The organism is Caballeronia choica (assembly GCF_001544535.1).
Taxonomy (GTDB): Bacteria; Pseudomonadota; Gammaproteobacteria; order Burkholderiales; family Burkholderiaceae; genus Caballeronia; species Caballeronia choica.
In genome coordinates this window covers 57,476-80,218 of sequence record NZ_FCON02000013.1, presented here as the reverse complement: position 1 = coordinate 80,218, position 22,743 = coordinate 57,476, and the positions used below count along the sequence as shown (strand labels likewise).

The 22,743-nt window shown below is 62.2% G+C and carries 19 protein-coding genes and 1 other RNA gene; 10 read left to right on the top strand and 10 right to left on the bottom strand.

The annotated features are described in order from the left end of the window. Positions 1–8: 8 nt before the first annotated feature. The 9 genes from rpsA to gyrA all read right to left on the bottom strand — a co-directional run bounded on the left by rpsA (position 9) and on the right by gyrA (position 11,952). The gene (gene rpsA / locus AWB68_RS08515) at positions 9–1,742 is read right to left on the bottom strand and encodes a 30S ribosomal protein S1 (RefSeq protein ID WP_200828657.1); all 1,734 of its coding nucleotides are present in this window, start codon (positions 1,740–1,742) and stop codon (positions 9–11) included. Positions 1,743–1,901: 159 nt separating this feature from the next. After that, positions 1,902–2,582 (bottom strand): (d)CMP kinase, encoded by a 681-nt coding sequence (gene cmk, locus AWB68_RS08510; RefSeq protein WP_087643910.1) that lies wholly within the window; start codon positions 2,580–2,582, stop codon positions 1,902–1,904. A gap of 49 nt (positions 2,583–2,631) precedes the next feature. Then, positions 2,632–3,936 (bottom strand): 3-phosphoshikimate 1-carboxyvinyltransferase, encoded by a 1,305-nt coding sequence (gene aroA, locus AWB68_RS08505; protein WP_087643909.1) that lies wholly within the window; start codon positions 3,934–3,936, stop codon positions 2,632–2,634. Positions 3,937–3,946: 10 nt separating this feature from the next. Further along, positions 3,947–4,885 (bottom strand): prephenate dehydrogenase, encoded by a 939-nt coding sequence (locus AWB68_RS08500; protein WP_087643908.1) that lies wholly within the window; start codon positions 4,883–4,885, stop codon positions 3,947–3,949. A 46-nt stretch (positions 4,886–4,931) separates the two neighbouring features. Next, complete coding sequence (gene hisC, locus AWB68_RS08495) at positions 4,932–6,044, bottom strand: histidinol-phosphate transaminase (protein WP_087643907.1); 1,113 nt, start codon at positions 6,042–6,044, stop codon at positions 4,932–4,934. Positions 6,045–6,093: 49 nt separating this feature from the next. Beyond that, on the bottom strand, positions 6,094–7,176 hold the full coding sequence (gene pheA / locus AWB68_RS08490; protein ID WP_087643906.1) for a prephenate dehydratase: 1,083 nt from the start codon (positions 7,174–7,176) through the stop codon (positions 6,094–6,096). A gap of 67 nt (positions 7,177–7,243) precedes the next feature. Further along, positions 7,244–8,326: a 3-phosphoserine/phosphohydroxythreonine transaminase gene (serC, locus tag AWB68_RS08485; RefSeq protein WP_087643905.1), complete on the bottom strand. Its 1,083-nt coding sequence runs from the start codon at positions 8,324–8,326 to the stop codon at positions 7,244–7,246. 174 nt (positions 8,327–8,500) lie between these two features. Beyond that, positions 8,501–9,127, bottom strand: coding sequence for a DUF2059 domain-containing protein (locus AWB68_RS08480; RefSeq protein ID WP_087643953.1), 627 nt, complete (start codon positions 9,125–9,127; stop codon positions 8,501–8,503). A gap of 173 nt (positions 9,128–9,300) precedes the next feature. Next, the gene (gene gyrA / locus AWB68_RS08475) at positions 9,301–11,952 is read right to left on the bottom strand and encodes a DNA gyrase subunit A (RefSeq protein ID WP_087643904.1); all 2,652 of its coding nucleotides are present in this window, start codon (positions 11,950–11,952) and stop codon (positions 9,301–9,303) included. 666 nt (positions 11,953–12,618) lie between these two features. Between gyrA and ompA the strand changes: the two genes are divergently transcribed. From ompA to AWB68_RS08420, 10 genes are all read left to right on the top strand, one after another. Then, the gene (gene ompA, locus AWB68_RS08470; RefSeq protein WP_087643903.1) at positions 12,619–13,272 is read left to right on the top strand and encodes an outer membrane protein OmpA; all 654 of its coding nucleotides are present in this window, start codon (positions 12,619–12,621) and stop codon (positions 13,270–13,272) included. 178 nt (positions 13,273–13,450) lie between these two features. After that, positions 13,451–14,149, top strand: a complete 699-nt coding sequence (gene ubiG, locus AWB68_RS08465; RefSeq protein WP_087643902.1) for a bifunctional 2-polyprenyl-6-hydroxyphenol methylase/3-demethylubiquinol 3-O-methyltransferase UbiG — start codon at positions 13,451–13,453, stop codon at positions 14,147–14,149. 4 nt (positions 14,150–14,153) lie between these two features. Beyond that, positions 14,154–14,915 carry a phosphoglycolate phosphatase gene (gph, locus tag AWB68_RS08460; RefSeq protein WP_087643901.1) on the top strand — a complete coding sequence of 254 codons (762 nt, stop codon included), beginning with the start codon at positions 14,154–14,156 and terminating at the stop codon, positions 14,913–14,915. A gap of 78 nt (positions 14,916–14,993) precedes the next feature. Next, positions 14,994–15,363: a transfer-messenger RNA gene (ssrA, locus tag AWB68_RS08455) on the top strand. Between the two features lie 156 nt (positions 15,364–15,519). After that, positions 15,520–16,254: a hypothetical protein gene (locus tag AWB68_RS08450; RefSeq protein ID WP_087643900.1), complete on the top strand. Its 735-nt coding sequence runs from the start codon at positions 15,520–15,522 to the stop codon at positions 16,252–16,254. A 166-nt stretch (positions 16,255–16,420) separates the two neighbouring features. Beyond that, positions 16,421–16,699, top strand: coding sequence for a helix-turn-helix transcriptional regulator (locus AWB68_RS08445; protein WP_235028258.1), 279 nt, complete (start codon positions 16,421–16,423; stop codon positions 16,697–16,699). Then, positions 16,686–18,551 (top strand): DUF927 domain-containing protein, encoded by a 1,866-nt coding sequence (locus AWB68_RS08440; protein WP_087643899.1) that lies wholly within the window; start codon positions 16,686–16,688, stop codon positions 18,549–18,551. Before AWB68_RS08445 ends, AWB68_RS08440 begins: the two co-directional genes overlap by 14 nt. 392 nt (positions 18,552–18,943) lie before the next feature. Then, a complete protein-coding gene (locus tag AWB68_RS08435) occupies positions 18,944–19,177 on the top strand; it encodes a hypothetical protein (protein ID WP_125482901.1) in 234 nt (77 codons plus the stop codon). Between the two features lie 78 nt (positions 19,178–19,255). Continuing rightward, positions 19,256–19,906 (top strand): hypothetical protein, encoded by a 651-nt coding sequence (locus tag AWB68_RS08430; RefSeq protein ID WP_087643897.1) that lies wholly within the window; start codon positions 19,256–19,258, stop codon positions 19,904–19,906. Positions 19,907–20,453: 547 nt separating this feature from the next. After that, the gene (locus AWB68_RS08420; protein ID WP_087643895.1) at positions 20,454–21,164 is read left to right on the top strand and encodes a hypothetical protein; all 711 of its coding nucleotides are present in this window, start codon (positions 20,454–20,456) and stop codon (positions 21,162–21,164) included. 81 nt (positions 21,165–21,245) lie between these two features. Here AWB68_RS08420 and AWB68_RS08415 read toward each other — a convergent pair whose 3' ends face one another. Continuing rightward, positions 21,246–22,508 (bottom strand): tyrosine-type recombinase/integrase, encoded by a 1,263-nt coding sequence (locus tag AWB68_RS08415; protein WP_087643894.1) that lies wholly within the window; start codon positions 22,506–22,508, stop codon positions 21,246–21,248. Between the last annotated feature and the right edge of the window lie 235 nt (positions 22,509–22,743).

The following is a 22,743-nucleotide window of genomic DNA, read 5'->3' as shown; positions in this document are numbered from 1 at the left end:
GTTAAGGCTTAGCTGTTCTGGCCGTCGAGCTTGGCCTTGAGCAGCGCGCCGAGGTTGGTCGTGCCGGTGGCAGCGGCGTTCGAGTCCGATGCTGCCAGACCGCGGATCGCTTCCTGTTGTTCAGCCGAATCCTTGGCCTTGATCGACAGGTTGATGCCACGCGACTTGCGGTCGATGTTGATGATCATCGCATTGACCTTTTCGCCTTCCTTCAGCACATTACGCGCATCTTCCACGCGGTCCTGAGCGATTTCCGACGCACGCAGGTAGCCTTCCACGTCAGCCGTCAGCGTGATGACCGCACCCTTCGCGTCCACCGACTTCACCGTACCGTCGACGATGGCGCCCTTGTCGTTGATCGCGACAAAGTTGCTGAACGGATCGCCTTCGAGCTGCTTGATGCCGAGCGAAATGCGTTCCTTCTCGACGTCGATGCCCAGAACCACGGCTTCGACTTCGTCGCCCTTCTTGTACTTGCGCACGGCTTCTTCGCCGGTTTCGCTCCACGACAGGTCGGAGAGGTGAACCAGACCGTCGATGCCGCCGGGCAGACCGATGAACACGCCGAAGTCGGTGATCGACTTGATGGCGCCGCTGATCTTGTCGCCCTTCTTGAAGTTGCGGCTGAAATCATCCCACGGGTTCGGCTTGCACTGCTTCATGCCGAGGCTGATACGGCGGCGGTCTTCGTCGATTTCGAGAACCATGACTTCGACTTCGTCGCCGAGTTGCACAACCTTCGACGGTGCAACGTTCTTGTTCGTCCAGTCCATTTCCGACACGTGAACCAGGCCTTCGATGCCCGATTCCACTTCGACGAATGCGCCGTAGTCGGTGATGTTGGTGACCTTGCCGAACAGGCGCGTGCCCGACGGGTAACGGCGGGAAATGCCTTCCCACGGATCGTCGCCGAGTTGCTTGATGCCGAGCGATACGCGGTTCTTCTCTTGGTCGAACTTGAGGATCTTCGCGGTGACTTCCTGGCCAACCGACAGAACTTCGCTCGGGTGACGCACGCGACGCCATGCGATGTCGGTGATGTGCAGCAGGCCGTCGATACCGCCGAGGTCCACGAACGCGCCGTAATCGGTGATGTTCTTGACCACGCCTTCCACGATCGCGCCTTCTTTCAGCGTCTCGAGCAGCTTCGCGCGCTCTTCGCCTTGCGTGGCTTCGATCACGGCACGGCGCGACAACACGACGTTGTTACGCTTGCGGTCGAGCTTGATCACGCGGAATTCGAGGGTCTTGCCTTCGTACGGCGTCGTGTCCTTGACCGGACGCGTGTCGACGAGCGAACCCGGCAGGAACGCGCGGATGCCGTTGACCATGACGGTCATGCCGCCCTTGACCTTGCCCGTGATCGTGCCGGTCACGAGTTCGTTGTTGTCGAGGGCCTTTTCCAGCGACAGCCACGAAGCGAGGCGCTTCGCCTTGTCGCGCGACAGGATGGTGTCGCCATAACCATTTTCCAGCGCGTCGATCGCGACGGAAACAAAGTCGCCCGCCTGCACTTCTACCTCGCCCGCGTCGTTCAGGAATTCTTCGAGCGGAATGTAGGCTTCGGACTTGAGACCAGCGTTGACGACCACGAAGTTGTGGTCGACGCGCACGACTTCGGCGGAGATCACTTCGCCAGCGCGCATGTCCTGCTTGGTCAGCGACTCTTCGAACAGAGCCGCGAAAGATTCGGTATTCGGGGTGGAGGTTTGCAGGTCGGACATAAAAATCGATGTTTGCACGGCTGATTCGCGATGCCGGCCCATGATCTGAACGGGCCGATGGCAAGAAGAGCGAGAGCCACGCGGGGTTAAGGGGTTTAAATACGCTCCGTGTTTCTCACGGAGCACCTTGCAAGCGGACGAAACCTTGCCCGCCTTTACTACATCTTTACTTCTTCACTAGACGCGAACCTGGTTGAACCAGCCGATGATCTGCTCGACCGCCTGGTCGATGGATAAGGCGGAGGTATCCAGCGTCTTCGCATCTGCTGCGGGCTTGAGCGGCGCGACCGTGCGACTGCTGTCGCGGGTGTCGCGTTCACGCAGATCTCTCAGCAAGTCTTCCATATTAGCAGAAAAACCTTTTTGTATCAATTGCTTATGCCGTCTGGCCGCGCGGGCCTCGGCGCTTGCCGTCAGGAAGACCTTGAGCGTCGCGTCCGGGAAGATCACCGTGCCCATGTCGCGGCCGTCCGCGACGAGGCCGGGAACCTTGCGGAACGCCCGCTGGCGGGCAATCAGCGCCTTCCGAACGTCGGGATGAACCGCGATCGCGGAAGCCCGGTTGCCGACCGGCTCGGCGCGGATGTCCGCCGACACATCGACGCCGTCCAGTTGCGCGCAGCCCTCGCGAAACGTGATGTGCAGCGCGCCGATGAGCTTCGCCAGCGCCTCGGCGTCCGCCGCGTCGATGTTGTAGCGCATGCTCGCGAGCGCCGTCAGCCGGTAGAGCGCGCCGCTGTCGAGCAGGTGGAAACCGAGCGTCGCGGCCACCAGTGCCGCGACGGTGCCTTTGCCCGACGCCGTCGGCCCGTCGATGGTGATGACCGGAGTCTGATGAAAGGGACGGGTCGGCTTCATTGCGGATGGCCGTTTCGGCGCGTTATTACAGTCATATCGTTCAGTTGCATCACGCCTGGGCCAGGGTTGCAAAGCGGTCGAAGTAATCGGGGAACGTCTTGCCGACGCATTTCGGATCGTTGATGCGCACCGGCACGCCGCCCAGCGCGACGAGCGAAAAACACATCGCCATGCGGTGATCGTCGTAGGTGTCGATGGCGGCGTTCGGCGTGAGCGCGGCGGGCGGCGTCACGACGAGATAGTCCGCGCCCTCCTCGACCGTCGCGCCGACCTTGCGCAGTTCGGTGGCCATCGCGGCGATGCGGTCGGTCTCCTTCACGCGCCAGCTCGCGATATTGCGCAACGTGGTCCTGCCGTCGGCGAACAGCGCGGCGACCGCGATGGTCATCGCGGCGTCGGGGATCAGGTTGAAGTCCATGTCGATCGCCGTGAGCCGGCCGTCGTCGGATTCGACGCCGCGCACTTCGATCCAGTCGTCGCCCATCATTACGTTGGCGCCCATGCGGATCAGCGCGTCGGCGAACCCGACGTCGCCCTGGATGCTCGCGCGCCCGACGCCTTCCACGCGCACCGGGCCGCCGCCGATCGCGCCGGCCGCCAGGAAATACGACGCCGACGACGCATCGCCTTCCACCATGATCGTGCCCGGCGACCGGTACTGCGCGCCGGGCGGGATGGTGAAGCGCGCCCAGCCCTCGCGCTCGACGCGCACGCCGAAACGCTCCATCAGGCGGATCGTGATCTCGATGTAGGGCTTCGAGATCAGTTCACCGTCCACTTCGACGTGAATCGGGCGTTCTTGCGACCGGACGAGTGGCAGCGTCATCAGAAGCGCCGTCAGGAACTGGCTCGACACGTCGCCGCGCACGCGGATCGGCTTGTCGACTGCGATCTGCGCCGGGTGAATTTTGAGCGGCGGGAAGCCGTCGTTCTGTTCGTAGTCGATGCGCGCGCCGATCTGGCGCAAGCCGTCGACGAGATCGCCGATCGGCCGCTCGTGCATGCGCGGCACGCCGTGCACGCGATATTCGCCGCCGTTGACGGCAAGCGCGGCCGTCAGCGGCCGCACCGCCGTGCCCGCGTTGCCGAGGAAAAGCTCCGCCGCCTTCGACGGAAACGCGCCGCCCGTGCCGGTCACGATGCATTTATCGCCGTCATTCCTGATGCCGACGCCGAGCGTCGCCAGCGCGGCCAGCATCACGCGCGTGTCGTCGGAATCGAGCAGGTTGGTGATCGTGGTTTCGCCTTCGGCCAGCGCGGCGAGCAGCAACACGCGGTTCGAAATGCTCTTCGAACCGGGCAGCCGGACCGTGCCGGACGCGCGCGAAAAGGGTCCGAGATCGAGGTGTTCCATGATTGAGTCCTTATTTTGCAGGGGTGTCGTCGGCGCGCTTCTGCCCGCCGCGTTCCTGCCATTCGGTCCGCGCCACGCGCGAGCGCGCGAACGCTGCTTCGAGTGCGGCGCCGTCGGAAGCGTCGATGGCGGCGCGAAAGCGCGCGAGCACGGTCGTGTACGCGTCGAGCTCGGCCAGGAGCGCCGTGCGGTTCGCCAGGCACACGTCGCGCCACATTTCCGGGCTCGACGCCGCGATGCGCGTGAAATCGCGGAATCCGCCAGCCGCGAAGGAAAACTTGAGCGCGGCGTCGGGCGCTTCGAGAATCTGCTCGACGAGCGCGAACGACAGCACGTGCGGCAAATGGCTCACCGCCGCGAACACGCGATCGTGCTGCGCTTCGTTCATCCGGTGCACGGCGGCGCCGGTCGCCCGCCACATCGCGGCGACGCGTTCGACCGCCTCGTCCGGGTTCTCGACGAGCGGACACAGCACGACGTTGCGGTTCACATAAAGATCGGGCAACGCGGCATCGACGCCGCTCGACTCGCGCCCCGCGATCGGATGACCGGGGACGAACTGCGCGACGCGATCGCCCAACGCCGTGCGCGCCGCCGCGACGACGTCGCTTTTCGTGCTGCCGGCGTCGGTGACGAGGCTGGCCGGGTCGAGAAACGGCGCGATGCGCGCGAGCAGCGGACCGGTCTGCGCGACGGGCGCGGCGAGCAACACGAAGTCGGCGCCACGGAGTGCACGTCCGAGCGCGCCGTCATCGTCGAGGGAAGCCGCCGAGTCGATCACGCGGAGTTCGAGCGCACGCTCGACCGACTTGGCCGAACGCCCGACGCCCACGATTTCGCCCACGATTTCGCCCGATAGCGCGGCCCGCTCGCGCAAAGCCCGCGCGAGCGATCCGCCGATCAGGCCGACGCCGAAGATAACCAGTTTATTGAAGGTGAATGCAGCCACGGGACATCGCTAAAAGCGCGCCTTTCGGCGCGTGGTGTTCAAATGTTCAAACAGTCGCGAGCGTCTTTTCGAGCGCGGCGATGAAGGCTTCGTTTTCCGCCGGGAGGCCGATCGTGACGCGCAGCCACTGCGGCAAGCCGTAGTTGCCGACCGGCCGCACGATCACGCCCTGCTTGAGCAAGTCGAGGTTCACGCGCGCGCCCGCGCCGTCGTCGCTGCCGACGCGCACCATCACGAAGTTGCCGTGGGACGGCACATATTCGAGGCCGAGCTTGTCGAACGCCTCGGTCAGACGCCGATAGCCGCGCGCATTCACCGCCGCGCTTTCCTCGAGAAACGCCTCGTCCTTCAGCGCGGCGACCGCGGCCGCCTGCGCGAGCGAATTCACGTTGAACGGCTGACGCAGCCGGTTCAGAAGGTCGGTGAGTTCCGGTTGCGCGATCGCAAAGCCGACGCGCAAGCCTGCCAGCCCGAACGCCTTGGAAAACGTGCGCGACACGAGCAGGTTCGGATAGCGGCGCACCCAGTCGATCGAGTCGTAACGCTTGTCCGCCGGCAGATACTCCGTGTACGCCTCGTCGAGCACGATCGCCACATGGCGCGGCACCTTCGCGATGAACGCGTCGAGCGTCGGGCCGTCGATGAACGTGCCCGTCGGATTGTTCGGGTTCGCGACGAACACGAGGCGCGTATCGTCGTCGATGGCGGCGAGCATCGCGTCGATGTCATGGCCGTAGGCCACGGCCGGCACGACGATCGCGCGTGCGCCCAGGCCTTGGGTCGCGAGCGCGTAGACCGCGAACGAATACTGCGAGTAGACGATCGACTGCTCCTTCTCGACAAACGCGTGCGCCGCCATTTCAAGGATGTCATTGCTGCCGTTGCCGAGCGTGATCCAATCCGGCGGCACGCCGTAACGCTCGCTCAACGCGGCTTTCAACTCGAATCCGTTCGAATCGGGATACCGCCCCAGTTCCTCGATAGCGAGCGCGATCGCGCGTTTCGCCGACGCCGGCATGCCGAGCGGATTCTCGTTCGACGCGAGTTTCACGATGGTCGTTTCGTCCAGGCTGAACTCGCGCGCCACTTCGGAAATCGGCCGGCCGGCGATGTAAGGCGCGATGGCGCGCACGTACGAAGGGCCGAATTGCGATGTCATATGTCTCTCCAGTCGATGCAGCGGCAGGGCGGGCTCAACACCGGCGGGTTCAACGCGCGCGCGGGTAGGAACCGAGGATCTTCAGGAACGCGGCCTTCTGGCCGAGTTCGGCGAGCGCGGCGGACACGGCCGCGTCGTCGCGATGGCCTTCGAGGTCGATGTAGAAGTAGTACTCCCACGTACCGACGCGCGCCGGCCGCGATTCGAAACGCGTCATCGAGACGCCGTGCTTCGCGAGCGGTTCGAGCAGCTTGAACATCGCGCCCGGTTCGTTCGCCACCGACACGATCAGCGACGTCTGGTCGTAGCCGCTCGCGTCGGTCGGCTGCTTGCCGATCATCACGAAGCGCGTGCGGTTGTGCGGATCGTCCTGGATACGCGAGAAGACGTTACCGAGACCGTAATGCGTCGCGGCACGATCGCCCGCGATGGCCGCGATGGTCGGATCCTTCACCGCCATGCGCGCCGCTTCCGCGTTGCTCGACACCGCCTGGCGCTCGAGCTGCGGCGCGTTCGCCGTGAGCCAGCGCTGGCATTGCGCGAGCGCCTGCGGATGCGCGCAGACGCGCGTCACGCCGCCGAGCGTGCCGGACGCGGTCAGCAAATTGTGATGAATCGGCAGCGCCAGTTCGCCGCCGATCGTCAGCGACGTTTGCAGCAGCAAATCGAGCGTGCGCGACACCGCGCCTTCCGCCGAATTTTCAACCGGCACGACGCCGAACTCGGCCGCGCCTGCCTCGACGGAACGAAACACTTCGTCGATCGACGGACACGGCAGGCCTTCGATCGAATGACCGAAGTATTCGAACATCGCCTGTTCGCTATACGTGCCGACCGGCCCGAGAAACGCGGCGCGGATCGTCTGTTCGAGCGCACGGCTCGCGGCCATGATCTCGCGCCAGATCGCGCTGATGTGATCGCCGCCAAGCGGACCGTCGCTCATGTCCTGCAGGCGCTGGATGACCTGCATTTCGCGCTCGGGGCGAAACACCGGCGCGTTGAAATGCTTCTTCACCTCGCCGACTTCCAGCGCCACCGCGGCGCGCTGGTTCAGAAGGGCGATGAGTTGCGCGTCGATCGCGTCGATGCGTTCGCGCAGCGGCTTGAGTCTTGAATTGAGATCGTCGTCCATGCGTTTTTGCTGCGGGCGGTTGAGGGCAAGTCAGAGTGCGGAGTGCAAGTCGCGCGCGTCGAGTTGGTTACGCGCGGCCCTGCTCGAAATCCTTCATGTATTCGACGAGCGTCTTCACGCCCTCGATCGGCACCGCGTTGTAGATCGATGCCCGCATGCCGCCTACGGACTTGTGGCCCTTCAGTTGCAGCAGCCCGCGCGCTTTCGCGCCGGCCAGGAAATCGGTATTGCGCGATTCGTCGGCGAGGAAGAACGGCACGTTCATCCGCGAGCGCGACTGGCGCTCGACCTTGTTCACGTAGAAATCGCTCGAATCGATGGTGTCGTAAAGGAGCTTCGCCTTTTCGACGTTGCGCGCCTCGATCGCTTCCAGGCCGCCCTGCTTCTTCAGCCACTTGAAGACGAGCCCCGCGATGTAGATCGCGTAGGTGGGCGGCGTGTTGTACATCGAGTTGTTTTCGGCGACCGTCTTCCATTCGAACGCCGACGGGCAGATCGACAGCGCGCGGTCGAGCAGATCCTCGCGCACGATCACGAGCGTGACGCCCGCCATGCCGATGTTCTTTTGCGCGCCGCCGAAGAGCACGCCGTACTTGGCAATGTCCATCGGGCGCGAAAGAATGTGCGACGACGCATCCGCGACGAGCGGAATATCGCCCAGGTCGGGAATCTCGAAGGTCTCGACGCCGTCGATGGTTTCGTTCGTGCACAGATGCACGTAGGCGGGATCGTCGGAAAGATGCCATTCGGCGAGGTGGGGGACGTGCGTGAAGCCCTGCTCCGTCTTGCCGTTCGCGGCGATGTGCGGCGTGCCGTACTTCTGCGCTTCCTTGAATGACTTCTGCGACCACGAGCCGGTCACGATGAAATCCGCGGTTTTCCTCGTGCCGAGCATGTTCATCGGCACGATCGCGTTCTCGCCGATGCCGCCGCCCTGCAGAAACAGAATCCGATGCGACGCCGGCACTTTCAGCAATTCGCGCAGATCGGTGAGCGCGGCTTCGTGGATCGACATGAATTCGGCGCCGCGATGACTCATTTCCATCACGCTCATGCCGCTGCCGTTCCAGTCGAGCATTTCGTCGGCCGCCTGGCGCAGCACTTCTTCGGGCATCGCCGCAGGACCGGCGGAGAAATTGAACACGCGCATCTAGGAACCCCGAATGGCCAGGCGCGGCGGGAAGGAACAACGCATGCTGAAAACCGCGCCCGGAAAAGAAATGGCTGTTTGCGCTTGCACGCAAACAGCCATTATCGCACTGTCCTGAAAACCCGCCAATCCGAGGGCGCCGCGCGGGCGCCCCGTGAACCGGCCAGCCTGGACTTACTTGACGCTGCCCGGCTTGACGTCAGCCACTTCCTTGTCAGCCTGCGTGCGCGTCGCCTTGATGGCTTGCGGCATGTACTTTTGCATCAGGCCGTTCACGACATCGCGGCCAACCTGATCCTGAACCTGGATGAACTTGCGACCGGTCGGGCTCTTGTAGAACGCCGTCAGGTCCTTGATTTCGTCCGTCGAGTAGTACTTCGCGTATGCGTCGAACTGCGCCTTCATCGCGTCCTGGCGGAACGAATCCGTGGCGAACACCTGGCCTGCCGAGTCAACCAGCTTCGGCACGGCGTTCTTCTGCAGCGCCGGCACGGCGGCCTGCTTCTGCTTGTCGTTCATCGTCTTGTTTTCGGACAGCGCGTCCGACAGGATCGCCGGGACGAGTTGCTTCGATTGCATTTGCGCGCTGTTGCCAATGGCACCGACGAGCTTCTGCGCATCGATTGCGCCCAGCAGGTCGTTGATCGCGGCCTGCTTGGCCGAGTCGACCGGCGCCGCGGCTGCCGGTGCAGCCATCGGAGCGGCAGCCTGGTTCGGCGCTTGATTCTGCAGCGACTGGGCCATCGCGAAAGTCGGCACGAAAGCAGCCAGCAACATCCACTGTTTAAATCGTTTTTGCATCATTACTCCCTTTAAAAAGTATTCATCCTCGGCTGTGCGACAAGCCTTGACCGAGGCTCGCGGCTTCGCTCGCCGTTCAGCGGGCAAAGCCGCGAGCGGCAAGGCACAGGTCGCGCAGCTTAATGCATTCAGGCTTTCAAAAACAGAACACGAGTTATGCGAGTGAAAGGCGCTCAGGGCGTACCGCCATTTTCGCCGTTGCTCTCTTCTTCACCGCCCTCGCCGCTTGCACCGTTGTCGCCTGCGACGTCGGCATCCAACTCGACCTCGGCTTCCGCCTCGGCGATGTGCTGCAGTCCCGAGAGCTTCGTCCCCTCGTCAAGACTGATGAGTGTAACACCTTGGGTTGCCCGCCCCATCTCGCGTATCTCGGAAACGCGGGTGCGAATCAGGACGCCGGAATTGGTGATGAGCATGATCTCGCTTTCCGGCTCGACGAGCGTCGCGGCGACCACCTTGCCATTACGCTCCGACGTCTGGATCGCGATCATGCCCTTGGTTCCGCGGCCATGGCGCGTGTATTCGTTGATCGGCGTGCGCTTGCCGTAGCCGTTTTCGGTCGCCGTGAGAACCGACTGGTTCTCGCCGCCCGCCACCAGCAGCGCGATGACCTGCTGCCCATCTTCGAGCTGCATGCCGCGCACGCCGCGCGCTTCACGGCCCATCCCGCGGACATCGTTTTCGTCGAAGCGCACGGCCTTGCCGGAATCGGAGAACAGCATGACGTCATGCTGGCCGTCGGTGATGGCCGCGCCGATCAGATAGTCGCCTTCGTCCAGCCCGACCGCGATGATGCCCTTGCGAAGCGGCCGGCTGAACGCCTCCAGCGGCGTCTTCTTGACGGTGCCGAGCGCGGTCGCCATGAACACGTACTTGTCGGCGGAGAATTCCTTGATCGGCAGCACGACATTGATCTTCTCGCCGTCCTGCAACGGGAACATGTTGACGATCGGCCGGCCGCGCGAGTTGCGCGAGCCCTGCGGCACTTCGTACACCTTGATCCAGTAAACGCGGCCGCGGTTCGAGAAGCACAGCATGTGATCGTGCGTATTCGCGATGAAGAGCGTGTCGATCCAGTCGTCTTCCTTCATCTGCGTGGCCTGCTTGCCGCGCCCGCCGCGCTTTTGCGCGCGATATTCGGACAACGGCTGCGACTTCACATAGCCCGTGTGCGACATGGTCACGACCATCTCCTGCGGTGTGATCAGGTCTTCGGTATTCAGTTCCGTGGCGTTCAGTTCGATGCGCGAGCGGCGGTCGTCGCCGAATTCGCCGCGGATCTGGCCGAGTTCGTCGACGATGATCTGGCGAATCCGCTCCGGACGCGCGAGGATGTCGAGCAGGTCGGCGATCTGCGCCATGACCTCGCGATACTCGGTGACGATCTTGTCCTGTTCGAGGCCTGTCAGGCGCTGCAGGCGCATCTGCAGGATCTCCTGCGCCTGGACGTCCGACAACCGATACAGACCGTCGTCCTGCAGCCCGTACGCCGGATTCAGCCCTTCCGGCCGGTACGCGATGCGCCCGCCCATCGCTTCCGTCTCGGTGCGCGTCAGCATCTCGCGCACGAGTTGCGAATCCCACGAGCGGTTCATCAACTCCTGCTTCGCGATCGGCGGCGTGGGCGCCGCCTTGATGATCGCGATGAAATCGTCGATGTTCGCGAGCGCGACAGCCAGGCCTTCGAGGATGTGGCCGCGATCGCGTGCGCGGCGCAGTTCGTATACAGTGCGCCGCGTCAGCACTTCCCGCCGATGCGACAGGAAGCACTCGAGCATTTCCTTCAGATTCAACAACTTGGGCTGGCCGTCGACGAGCGCGACCATGTTCATGCCGAAGGTGTCCTGAAGCTGCGTCTGTTTATATAGATTGTTGAGAATGACTTCGGGCACTTCGCCGCGCTTCAGCTCGATCACGACGCGCATGCCGCTCTTGTCGGATTCGTCGCGAATGTCGGAGATGCCGTCGATCTTCTTCTCGTTGACGAGTTCGGCGATGCGCTCGAGCAGCGTGCGCTTGTTCACCTGATAGGGAATCTCGTCGACGATGATCGCCATGCGCTGGCCGCGGTCGATTTCCTCGAAGTGGGTGGTTGCGCGCATCACAACGCGCCCGCGCCCGGTGCGATAGCCGTCGCGCACGCCAGCGACGCCGTAGATGACGCCGGCAGTCGGGAAATCGGGCGCCGGCACGATCTCGATCAGTTCGTCGACCGTGCTTTCGGGATTGTTCAGCAGGTGCAGGCAGGCATCGACGATTTCGCGCAGGTTGTGCGGCGGAATGTTCGTCGCCATGCCGACCGCGATGCCGGCCGAGCCATTGATCAGCAGATTGGGGATGCGTGCCGGAAGGACGAGCGGCTCGTTCTCGCTGCCGTCGTAGTTCGGTCCGAAGTCGACGGTTTCCTTGTCGATATCGGCGAGCAGCTCGTGGCCGATCTTCGCCATGCGGATTTCGGTGTAGCGCATGGCGGCGGCGTTGTCGCCGTCGACCGAACCGAAGTTGCCCTGGCCGTCGACCAGCATGTAGCGCAGCGAGAACGGCTGCGCCATCCGGACGATCGTCTCGTATACAGAGGCGTCGCCGTGCGGGTGATACTTACCGATCACGTCGCCGACGATACGCGCCGACTTCTTGTAGGCGCGATTCCAGTCGTTGTTCAACTCGTGCATCGAGTAAAGCGCGCGACGGTGCACCGGCTTCAGGCCATCGCGGACATCGGGGAGCGCTCGCCCCACGATCACGCTCATCGCGTAATCGAGATATGAGCGGCGCATTTCCTCCTCGAGGGAGATTGGCAGAGTCTCTTTGGCGAATTGATCCATTATCCGTGTCTTGAACTGGGCGGCGGCAGCGCAACCGCGAAGGCCCTTCCGGCCGGCTCCGCAGTCTGATTGATTATCGTTTTGCTGCCGCTTCGCAACGACGCCGCGAACGCAGCGAATCTCTCAATTCTAACATGCGCGACATCCGCGCCCGGACGGGGCGCGTATACATAGAGTGCGCACGGAATGGGGCGCCGGACTGGATCGTATACCGGTGGAAACAGGCGAAAGCACGCCACGGATGAATGCAAGGGGAACTTACAAATTGCTGCAAGACAGCGAGTGAAATCGTCATGTGAAACAGCTATGATGCCGCCTCGTTCATCAGGACCCGATAAAAACCGGCGAGCGGGAAAAGCTCAAAAGACGCGCGGATTGGCACGCAAAATGCACGGCCTTCGCGCGCTATAAGTCACCATTTGTTTCCTGTCCCTTTCTTGTTGCTCTAGCACCACATAAGGTTGCGGGTCTATAGGACCGGGGATATTTTTTATCGGTGCAAGGGAACGATATGGCAAAATGCCAACGCACAAAGTTAGACACTGCTCGAAGTCTACACGGCGCGTTTTGTTCCGCGGTAATGTTATACTTCGAGCAATGTATGACTTGTCTTCGTCAACAGGCTCGCAGTAAACCTGCGGTAATCTCAATTTCGAGAGGAGAAATATGAATAAACTTTCAAAGCTCGCGTTCATTGCAGCTACCGCAGTTATGGCTGCATCGGCTTCGGCACAGTCGGTGCCGGCATCGCGACAAGCCGTGAACGACAACTGGGTGAACGGCACGGGCGAATACGTGTGGATGAACGGCACGAACGAGCTTTGCTGGCGCGATGCATTCTGGACCCCGGCCACGGCAAATGCAAAGTGCGATGGCGCGCTGGTCGCCACGGCACCGACGCCGCCGGCTCCGGTCACGCCGCCGCCCGCCATTGTGAGCCAAAAGGTTACCTACCAGGCTGACGCGCTGTTCGACTTCGACAAGGCAGTCCTGAAGCCGGCCGGCAAGGAAAAGCTGGACGATCTCGCATCGAAGATCGGTGGCCTGAACCTGGAAGTCGTGGTCGCTACCGGCTACACAGACCGCATCGGTTCGGACAAGTACAACGATCGCCTGTCCCTGCGTCGTGCACAAGCTGTCAAGGCATACCTGGTCAGCAAGGGCATCGAAGCCAACCGTATCTATACGGAAGGCAAGGGCAAGCGCAACCCGGTCACGACCGGTTGCAACCAGAAGAACCGCAAGCAACTCATCGCCTGCCTCGCACCGGATCGTCGCGTGGAAGTCGAAGTTGTGGGTACCTCGCGTCAGCCGCAGTAATCGGCGCAAGGTTGCCGCAGGATCGAACCCCCGCTTCGGCGGGGGTTTTTTTATGCCCGCGCGTGGCGCTCACCTGGCGCCCCGGCCCTAAGTGACACGCCGCCGCTTTTGCCCGCCCCTTTCGGCGCCTATATACTCGGGGCTAACCATCACGACATCACGAAGGGCTGCTTTCACCATGACGAACGTCGATCCCCACGAACTTCAGAAATTCAGCGAGCTTGCGCATCGCTGGTGGGACCCGAACGCCGAATTCAAGCCACTGCACGAACTCAATCCGGTGCGGCTCGACTGGATCGACGCGCATGCCCATCTGATGGGCAAGCGCGTGCTCGACATCGGCTGCGGCGGCGGCATCCTCTCGGAATCGATGGCGACGCGCGGCGCGACGGTCAAGGGCATCGACCTTTCGACGAGCGCGCTCGGCGTGGCCGACCTGCACAGCCTGGAAAGCGGCGTCGAGGTAGCGTACGAGGAAATCTCCGCCGAGGCGCTCGCGGCGCGCGAGCCGGGCACCTACGACGTCGTCACCTGCATGGAGATGCTCGAGCACGTGCCGAATCCGGCGGGGACGGTGGCCGCGTGCGCGTCGCTGGTGAAGCCCGGCGGCTGGGTGTTCTTCTCCACGCTGAATCGCAATCCGAAGGCCTATCTGTTCGCTGTGATCGGCGCCGAATACATCGCGAGGATGCTGCCGAAGGGTACGCACGACTATGCGCGCTTCATCAAGCCGTCGGAACTCGCCGGCTTCGCGCGCACGGCCGACCTGCAGCCGTGCGACATCAAGGGCATCACCTATCGGCCGCTCAGCAAGCACTTCGGCCTTTCCAGCGACACGAGCATCAACTACCTGATGGCTTGCCGCCGCGAAGCCTGACGCCATGAACCACGACGATTTGACGGGCACACAAAAACAAACGGTCACGCTCCCCGACGACCCCACTCCACTGCCGCAACGCCTGCTCGACGGCGATCGGCTCGGTCTGTGTCAGGCGGTGCTGTTCGACCTCGACGGCACGATCGCCGATACCGCGCCCGACCTCGTCGCGGCGGTGAACAAGATGCGCCACGACCGCGGTCTCGAAATGCGGCCGCTCGAAACACTGCGGCCGTTTGCGTCGGCTGGGGCGCGGGGGCTGCTCGGCGGCGCGTTCGAGATCGGGCCGGAGCATCACGACTTCGCCGTGATGCGCGACGAGTTCCTCGCGAACTACGAAGCGGACCTGTGCATCGAAACGACGCTCTTTCCCGGCATCGACGAATTGCTCGACCAACTGGACGCCCGCGGCGTGCGCTGGGGCATCGTGACGAACAAGATCACGCGCCTCTCGGCGCCACTCGTCGCGCTGCTGGGTCTCGATACGCGCGCGGCGTGCCTCGTCTGCGGCGATACCACGCCGCATTCGAAGCCCCATCCCGCGCCGCTTTTGCACGCGGCCGAACTGCTCGACGTCGCACCGGAGCGCATCGTCTATGTCGGCGACGACCTGCGCGACGTGCAGGCGGGTTTCGCGGCGGGCATGATCACCGTCGCGGCGGCCTACGGCTATTGCGGCGACGACATTCCGCCGCGCCGCTGGCATGCGAATCACGTGGTGAATTCGCCCGTCGAACTGCAGCATCTGCTGCGCGACATCGGCTGAGACTTTCCGGCGATAGGGCTTGAAAGACAAACCGATTCGCCTCACCTCCGCTTCTGTGGGATAATTTACATTCGCTTTGGGGGCGACCTGGTTTCGACAGGGGTTGCAAAGCGGCTAGGGCATACCGAGGACCCGTCACCTCGTTAATCAATGGGAAAAACGTAACTGCAAACGACGAAACGTTCGCACTGGCAGCCTAAGGGCCGCCTGCCTCTCCCTAGTTCACTGACGGGCTAGAGTCGCAAGACCGGTAGCAATACCGAGAGAGGTCATATACGTCAGTTAAGCCTTGGCGGCGTCACGACGTCCGGGTCGAAAACCTAGTGAATCGCTGTAACGAAGCGTGTTCGTCCGCGTCGTTGCGGCTAAATCAAATGACAGAACTAAGTATGTAGAACTGGTCGTAGAGCGCTACTGGACGCGGGTTCGATTCCCGCCGCCTCCACCATTTTTTTTGAAAAAGCCTCATAAGTTCAAAGACTTATGAGGCTTCGCTTTTTCTAGCCCATCAAATAGCCCATCAGCAGGCAGATTAGAGGCGCGCTTGCCGGAACATGGCGGACTTCCTTATGCTTTGATCGTATGAATCCGCTTCGGAGGCGAGATGACCTCGTATTCGTACAAAGACATCAATCCGCTATGGAGCCTCGTCGATCCGCTGACAGTGGATCAGGCGGCTGCGCTTATCGCCGGGTTCGATCCGTACTCAATCGACAAAAGCGGCGACTTCTTCCAAGACGGTGAGACCGGTCTCACCGATAGCGATGGCATCGCATGGGTATGGACCGCCCATGCAGCGCTTGCAAACGCCATCAACGCGCGGAAGTTGAAGGCAACGGTTCGCCGTTCCGCGTGGGAGCGGGGATGGGATGAAGAACCAGCAGACGATGAAAGGTTGACGAACCAAGTTACGATCCGTCCCGAGGACGAGGCTGAGGCTTGGAATGTCGAGCCGCACCGGCTACGGGTTCGCGGCATCGTTTATCGCGTTCATCCAGATTGGGGTTTGACAACGGTTGCAGTTGATGACGTTCGTGCATGGTTGATGTCCCGCGGCTTCCGAGAAGGCTTTTTCTTTCCCGATGCAACGGATGCGCCGGACTATCTCAATCCCAGTGACCCACGTTACGCGCCGAAACTCGCAGCAGCGGTAAGCGCATGGCAGGCGAACCCGAACCCGAAGGGTCGGAGCGTGAAAGACGCCCTGAAAAAATATGTGCGCGAACACGCCGCCGAGTTCCGCTTGACAGACGAGGAAGGCAAGCCGAACGAGACCGGTATCGAGGAAGTTGCGAAGGTAGCGAACTGGCAGGACAAAGGCGGCGCACCGAGGACGTAGCCCACCCTCCCCTGAACGCCACGCCAGTATTCAGTCTTGCGGGCTTGGCGTATCGAACCCGACCACCCATTAGCCCCAAACCCACCTACCCTTTCGGCCGATCTTCGGGTGCGTTTTCTGAACCCGCCCTCCTATTCAATGCCGGTGCGCCGCCCTTCAATAAGCCATGCCGCGCTATTCCGGCGCGCGCCTCATGCTTCGAGGTGTGAACATGGCCGATCCAGTCATCCCCGTTTTGATTCCGCGCCGCCGCGTGTCCGAAATAACTGGCCTTGAACGTAGCGCGCTTTACGAGCGCATTGCGCGCAACGCTTTCCCAAAGCCGGTGAGGATCGGTAGCGCCGCCGTGCGCTGGATCGAGGCCGAAGTGTCGGCATGGGTTCAGCAACAAATCGACGCTAGCCGCCAGCAAACCGCACGCGGAAAGCGCAATGTCCACCGCTGATCCGTGCAACGTGCCCCGCGCCGACGATGCCGATTCCCTTGACGCCGCGCGCTCGGAATTCTGGATGCGCTGGCGCGGAGAACTGCCCTCCTACGCGGAAGCGCGCCGCCAGACAGCTACGAACGGGCGCGCCAACAACAAAGGCGAGCATACGAACGGCGATGATCAATCGCGCGCCGCCGTGCGTCCTCCGCCCGGTTTCGCCGTCAATCATCTTGGTGTGTTTTTCAAGGACGACGACGGCGTACCGCATCGCGTCTGTTCGCCGCTGCACGTTACGGCCTTGGTACGCGACAGCAGTTCGGAAAACTGGGGCCGCGTGCTCGAATGGAAAGACGCAGACGGCACGGCGCATATCTGGGCGATGCCGATGGAACTGCTCAAGGGCGACGGCGCAGACGTGCGCGGCGAACTCGCGCGCCTGGGTCTCGACCTCGCGCCCGGATACAAGGTGCGCAACAAGCTGATTGAGTACATCACGAACGCCCGCCCGGACGAGCGCGCCCGCTGCGTGACACGTACCGGCTGGCATCGACATGTGTTCGTGCTGCCAGAGCGCACGATCGGCGAGTCGTCCGAGCGCGTCCTGTTCCAGTCGGACACCTTCCAGCGCCACTACTCGCAAGCCGGAACGCTTGCGGATTGGCGGGCGCATGTCGCGCGCTACTGCGTGGGCAATTCGCGTCTGCTGCTCGCGGTATCGGCCGCGTTCGCTGCGATGCTGCTGCATCCGGCTGGACAGGAATCGGGCGGGCTGAACTTCGTCGGACCATCCAGCACCGGCAAGACAACGGCGCTGCATGCCGCATCGAGCGTGTACGGCGGCGCGAGTTATCTGCAACGCTGGCGCGCGACGGCGAACGGATTGGAAGCGCTCGCCGCCCTGCATAACGATGCGCTGCTCGTGCTGGATGAACTCGCGCAGGTCGATCCGCGCGAAGCGGGCGAAATCGCCTACATGCTCGCCAACGGCAGCGGCAAAGCACGCGCCGCGCGAACGGGAACGGCGCGCCCGCGCCAGTCGTGGCGGTTGTTGTTCTTGTCGGCGGGTGAAATCGGACTTGCGCAACATATGCGCGACGGCGGCAAGAAGGTTAAGGCGGGGCAGGAAGTCCGATTGGTAGACATATCCGCCGATGCAGGCGGGGGTCTGGGACTTTTCGAACATCTGCACAAGTGCGAGAACGGCGGCGCGTTGTCGGCCGTGCTGATCGAAAACGCCGCGATCTACTACGGAAGCGCCGCGCCCGCGTTTCTCGAAGCCGCGACCGGCGATCTCGCAGCGTTGTCCCAATGGCTGCATGACGAGATACGTGCTTTCGTTGCCGAGCAACTTCCGGCAAACGCGGGCGGACAAGCCCAGCGCGTATGCCAACGATTCGCGTTGATCGGACTGGCGGGCGAATACGCGACGGCAAACGGCATTACCGGCTGGACGGAAGGCGCGGCCTACGCGGCGGCGGCGCGCTGCTTTGCCGAATGGCTGGATGCGCGCGGCAGCGCGGGCAATCAGGAGCGCGCCGCCATGCTCTCGCAAGTGAAGGCGTTTTTCGAGGCACACGAAGAAAGCCGCTTTTCCGATCTGGGCGCAGCCGATGATCGTCGCACGATCAACCGGGCTGGCTTTCGCCGTAACGATGGCAACGGCGGCGTTGAATATCTCGTTCTTCCCGAGGTGTACAGCCGTGAGATATGCGCGGGCTACGAGCCGAGAGCCGTCTCGAAGGCGCTGATCGAGACGGGCTGGCTCAAACCCGCAAGCGATGGACGCTCGCAGCGAACCGAGCGCATCGGCACGAAAGGACCGACAAAGGTGTATGTCCTGACTGCCGCGATGTGGGGGCACGCATGACGATCCCGCGAAGTTTTATTTCCCGTACAAAAAACCGGGTGACACGGGTTACGGGGTTACAAGATCCGCCGAGCCTTGCGTCACAAGGGTTTGAGCGTAACCCGGTTTCGTCGCTAGCGTTACCCCGTAACCTGGATGGGGTTACGTCAACCTCTGCCTGTAACCCCGCGACGGGTTACGGAGTTACGTTTCCCGCAAAAACGGGTAACGCGCAAACGCCCGCCAGTCAAGGCGCAGCGGCGGGCGTAACCCATGTAACCCGCGTAACCCCGATTTTTGAGCGCCCCTCAAAAGTATCCGCCGACGCGTCGTCCGATTGCGGCGGGCTGCCCGTTGAAGATGGTCCGTTTTTTCCGTGGGGACCGTACCTGTCCCCGGATGACGTGCGCCAGTTGCGCGACGAACTGCGCGCGACAGTTGACGAACTGGCGGCGCGTGAAGGTTGGCCGCTTGCACATCAGGACGAAATCCTGTCGCTGTCGATGAATGGCTCACTGGCAAACCTGTTGCATGACCTTGCGCACTTCGGCGCACGATTGCGAGAACGGCGCGCGCAAGCGGCGGAGCGCGAGCGATTGGCGGCGCGCGCTTGGCGCGGCGAAGGGTTGGACGACCGGCGAGCCTGACGCAGAGCGGCGCGGTTGCTTCATCGCGCCAGCATGTCGAGGATTATTCAGGTCAACTCGAACGAGTGAGACGAAACGATGGCGACGAAATCAAAGGCGAAGTCAGAGCCGCAGAAGCAAATCCCGAAAATACCAGACAAGGCTGTCGATCCGGTCAAGCGCACAGCGTTCTTTGCGGCAAGCCCGTTCATTCGCGGCGGCGCGGCGGCGGAGAAGTACGCACAGCCCATGTTCGGGGACGTGATGCTGGACGCCTATCTTGCCGAACTACGCGAGCAAACGGACGCAGTAAAGGCGGGTGACATGTCCGGCGTCGAAACGATGCTTATGACGCAAGCGAACACGCTGGACATGATCTTCAATCAACTGGCCCGCAAGGCGGCAGGCTGCGAATTCCTGAACCAGTTTCAGGCGCATCTCATTCTGGCGCTGAAGGCCCAGGCGCAATCGCGAGCGACACTCGAAGCGCTGGCCGAAATCAGGAATCCGCGCCCGGTCGCGTTTGTCAGGCAGGCGAACATCGCCAACGGCCCGCAGCAGGTGAACAATGGGGCGAAAGACAGCGCGCCGCCCGACACTCGCGCGCGCGGGCAAAACGGCGAACCGACGAACGAACTATTAACGGACGAACGCGATGGGCAGACATTGGACCCCGGATCAACGGGCGCAGCAGGCGAAAGCCATCCGTCATTGGCGACCGTGGGAAAGCTCAACCGGCCCGCGCAGTGAAGCCGGAAAAATGATCGCTTCGCGTAACGCACGCACACACGGGATGCGTTCAGCAGGATGGCGAGAAGACGCGCGCTGTCTAGTCGACCTCTTGCGCGAGTGTCAGGAGCGTCTTACGGGCGTCGAATAATGAGGCGCTGGTGGTCGCGCGTATAGCAGCGACCCGTCCCCGCAGAGGGCACGGGGTCCTTCCTAGCGACCGATGCGATGCGGAAGCGAAGACCCGCGCCATTCTTGTAGCTGCGTCGGTTTTTTTCCTAACGCACCATTACGCACTTGTGAACCGTGCGGTTGCAATTGGCGGGCGCTGCGCGATTTATAATGCGATCGCCGTCGAGACTCGACGGTCAGGTTTGGAAGCCTGTTATCGCTACACCCGCACACCTGCGCAAGCAGGTGCTGCGTTGCTTCTGCACGTCTATGGGCGGGCCGTGGCAGGGGAGCCGAAAGGCTCACCGGTTTGGTGTAGCGCCGGTCTTCCAACCTTGTCACTGTGCCCGCTCACCCGTTTGGAAGCGAGTGAACGGGCGTAACGCAGGAGCACACCATGATTCACGAAATCGTCAATGCCGCCCTACAGGCCAATCCCAATTCCTCGTTCCTGAATCGTCAATCCGACAAAGGTCGCGCGGCGTTGATTGAGATGGAACAAATCAATGCGTCGCGCGTCATTGCTTGCGGCTTTCTGGTAACAGCCAACTGCATGTTCTTCGTGGACAAGTTTTACGATGAACTATGGGTTCAGCGGAACGCCCGGTCAGAACAGACGCGACGGTTGGTCGGCTATGTTATCGACGGTCTGAAGGCATACAAGGAAGAATTGAAAACGCTTCGCGCGGAAATCGCCAGCGCGGCGGAGCAATACCTGACGCCACTCGAAACATTGACCGAACCCCATACCCCGCTGCACGACGAAGACGCCAAAGCGTTGAATTCAACGAGGCTGATCGCCATCGGGTTCAAGGTGGTCATGCGCTCGGCGCTGCTGGTGGACGAACTAAGCACGCAGACGAAGCCCTTTCTTGAAAAGGCCATCAATGCAGACAAACATCATGGGCATTCGATCATGTATCACATTGATGAGTTGCGCGATCAAATACAGCGGGAGCAACGCCGCATCGTTGAGACGGCGTGTCACTACCATCTTTTCCCACGCGAACGTCCGCGACACAAATTGACCGATGCGAGCTTGGATCGCGTATGGAGTGACCTGATCGCGAAGACGCGTCCGAATTCGGGCGTGGCGCTTGGCGGCTGAACAAGCGCGTTCAATCATTCCAAGCGGCGGCGCGCGATAAAGACATTGACCTTGCGCGCCTCCTGAAACTGCGTCTGATCGTCAGACAGCCGAGGCCAGCGCTGACTGGCGTGTGGCCCGCGCGGTTTGGCGGGCCGCTTGTTCAAATAGACCCGCATCGACAACATGGCGCGCCCATGCGTCCATCAGCGGGCGGCGCTGCTCTAGCAAGTCCGTGCGGTGGTAAGCCGCCTCCACCTTGTTTGCCACGGTATGCGCGAGTGCCCGCTCGGCAAGGTCGCGGGCGTATCCGTGTTCGCTGGCCCAATCGCGGAAACTGCTGCGAAAGCCGTGCGCCGTCGCTACGCGTTCAGGCGTGTCGCTCTTTGCCTCCACGCGGCGCAGAAACGACGTGAGCACCATGTCACTGAGTACCTTTCCGCGCGGTGACGGAAAGACCAACGTCTCATGTAGCTTCTGCTCTTTCAGGGTCTTTGCAAGTGCAAGCGCCGGGGCCGACAAAGCCACGCGGTGCGCTTCCTTGGCTTTCATCCGCTCGGCGGGAATGCTCCAGACACCTGCGTCGAGGTCGAGTTCGCTCCACGTCGCGCCGCGTACTTCGCCGCTGCGCGCCGCCGTCAGTATCAGGAACAGCAGGGCGGCGCGCGTGCCTTCGCCTTGCTTGAATCCGACAACGTGATCCTTCACGAACTCAGGTACATCGCGCCAAGGCATCGCCGGTTGGTGTTCCTTCTTGCCCGTCTGCTTCGGCAGGATGTGATCCACTACCGTAACGGGATTCGCCGCGACATGCCCATGTGCCCACGCCCATTGCATGACGGCGTGCATCCGCTGCCGCGTGCGACTGGCGGTTTCCTGTTTATCGAGCCAAATGGGCCGCAACACGTCCGCGCAATCAGCGGGAGTGATCGCGTCGAGACTCTTCGCGCCGAGCTTTGGAAACACGTAAGCCTCAAGCGAACGAATCCAATCATTCTGATGCTTTTCGTTGCGCCAACTCGGCTTCAATTCTGCGTGAACTTCGCGCGCCGCCTTCTCGAAGGTGAGCGCAGCGGCAACAATCGACGCCGCTTCGCGCTCGCGGTTACGCTGTTCAATTGGATCGTCGCCAGCGTCGAGGATTCTGCGCATAGCAAGCGCTTTTTCGCGGGCGTCTGCAATTGACGTTTCGGGGTAAGTGCCAAGGCCCGCATCGCGCCGTTTGCCCGTAATCGGGCTGGTAAAGCGCAAAGTCCATTTGCTACCGGCTTTGGTGGGTGCAAGAAACAGCCCCGTTACCTTGCCATCGAAAACCGGCTTGTCATCCGGTCGCAGTGCACGCGCTTGTTTGTCTGTCAGTGCCATCTTCAGCCCATCATTCAGCCCATCGGCGGACGCCGGAAGGTGCCGGAATATTATAGACTTCAACGGACATGTTTTCGGTCTAACTTACTGACTATAAATAGCTTATCTGGATTGCAGAGGAATATGGCGGAATCGAATTTGGCGGTCGCCGCCTCCACCAATATTCAGTAGCCGACAGCACACCGTCAGCACGAGCCCCGCAGAGCCAACCCTCTGCGGGGCTTTTGTTTTTGGT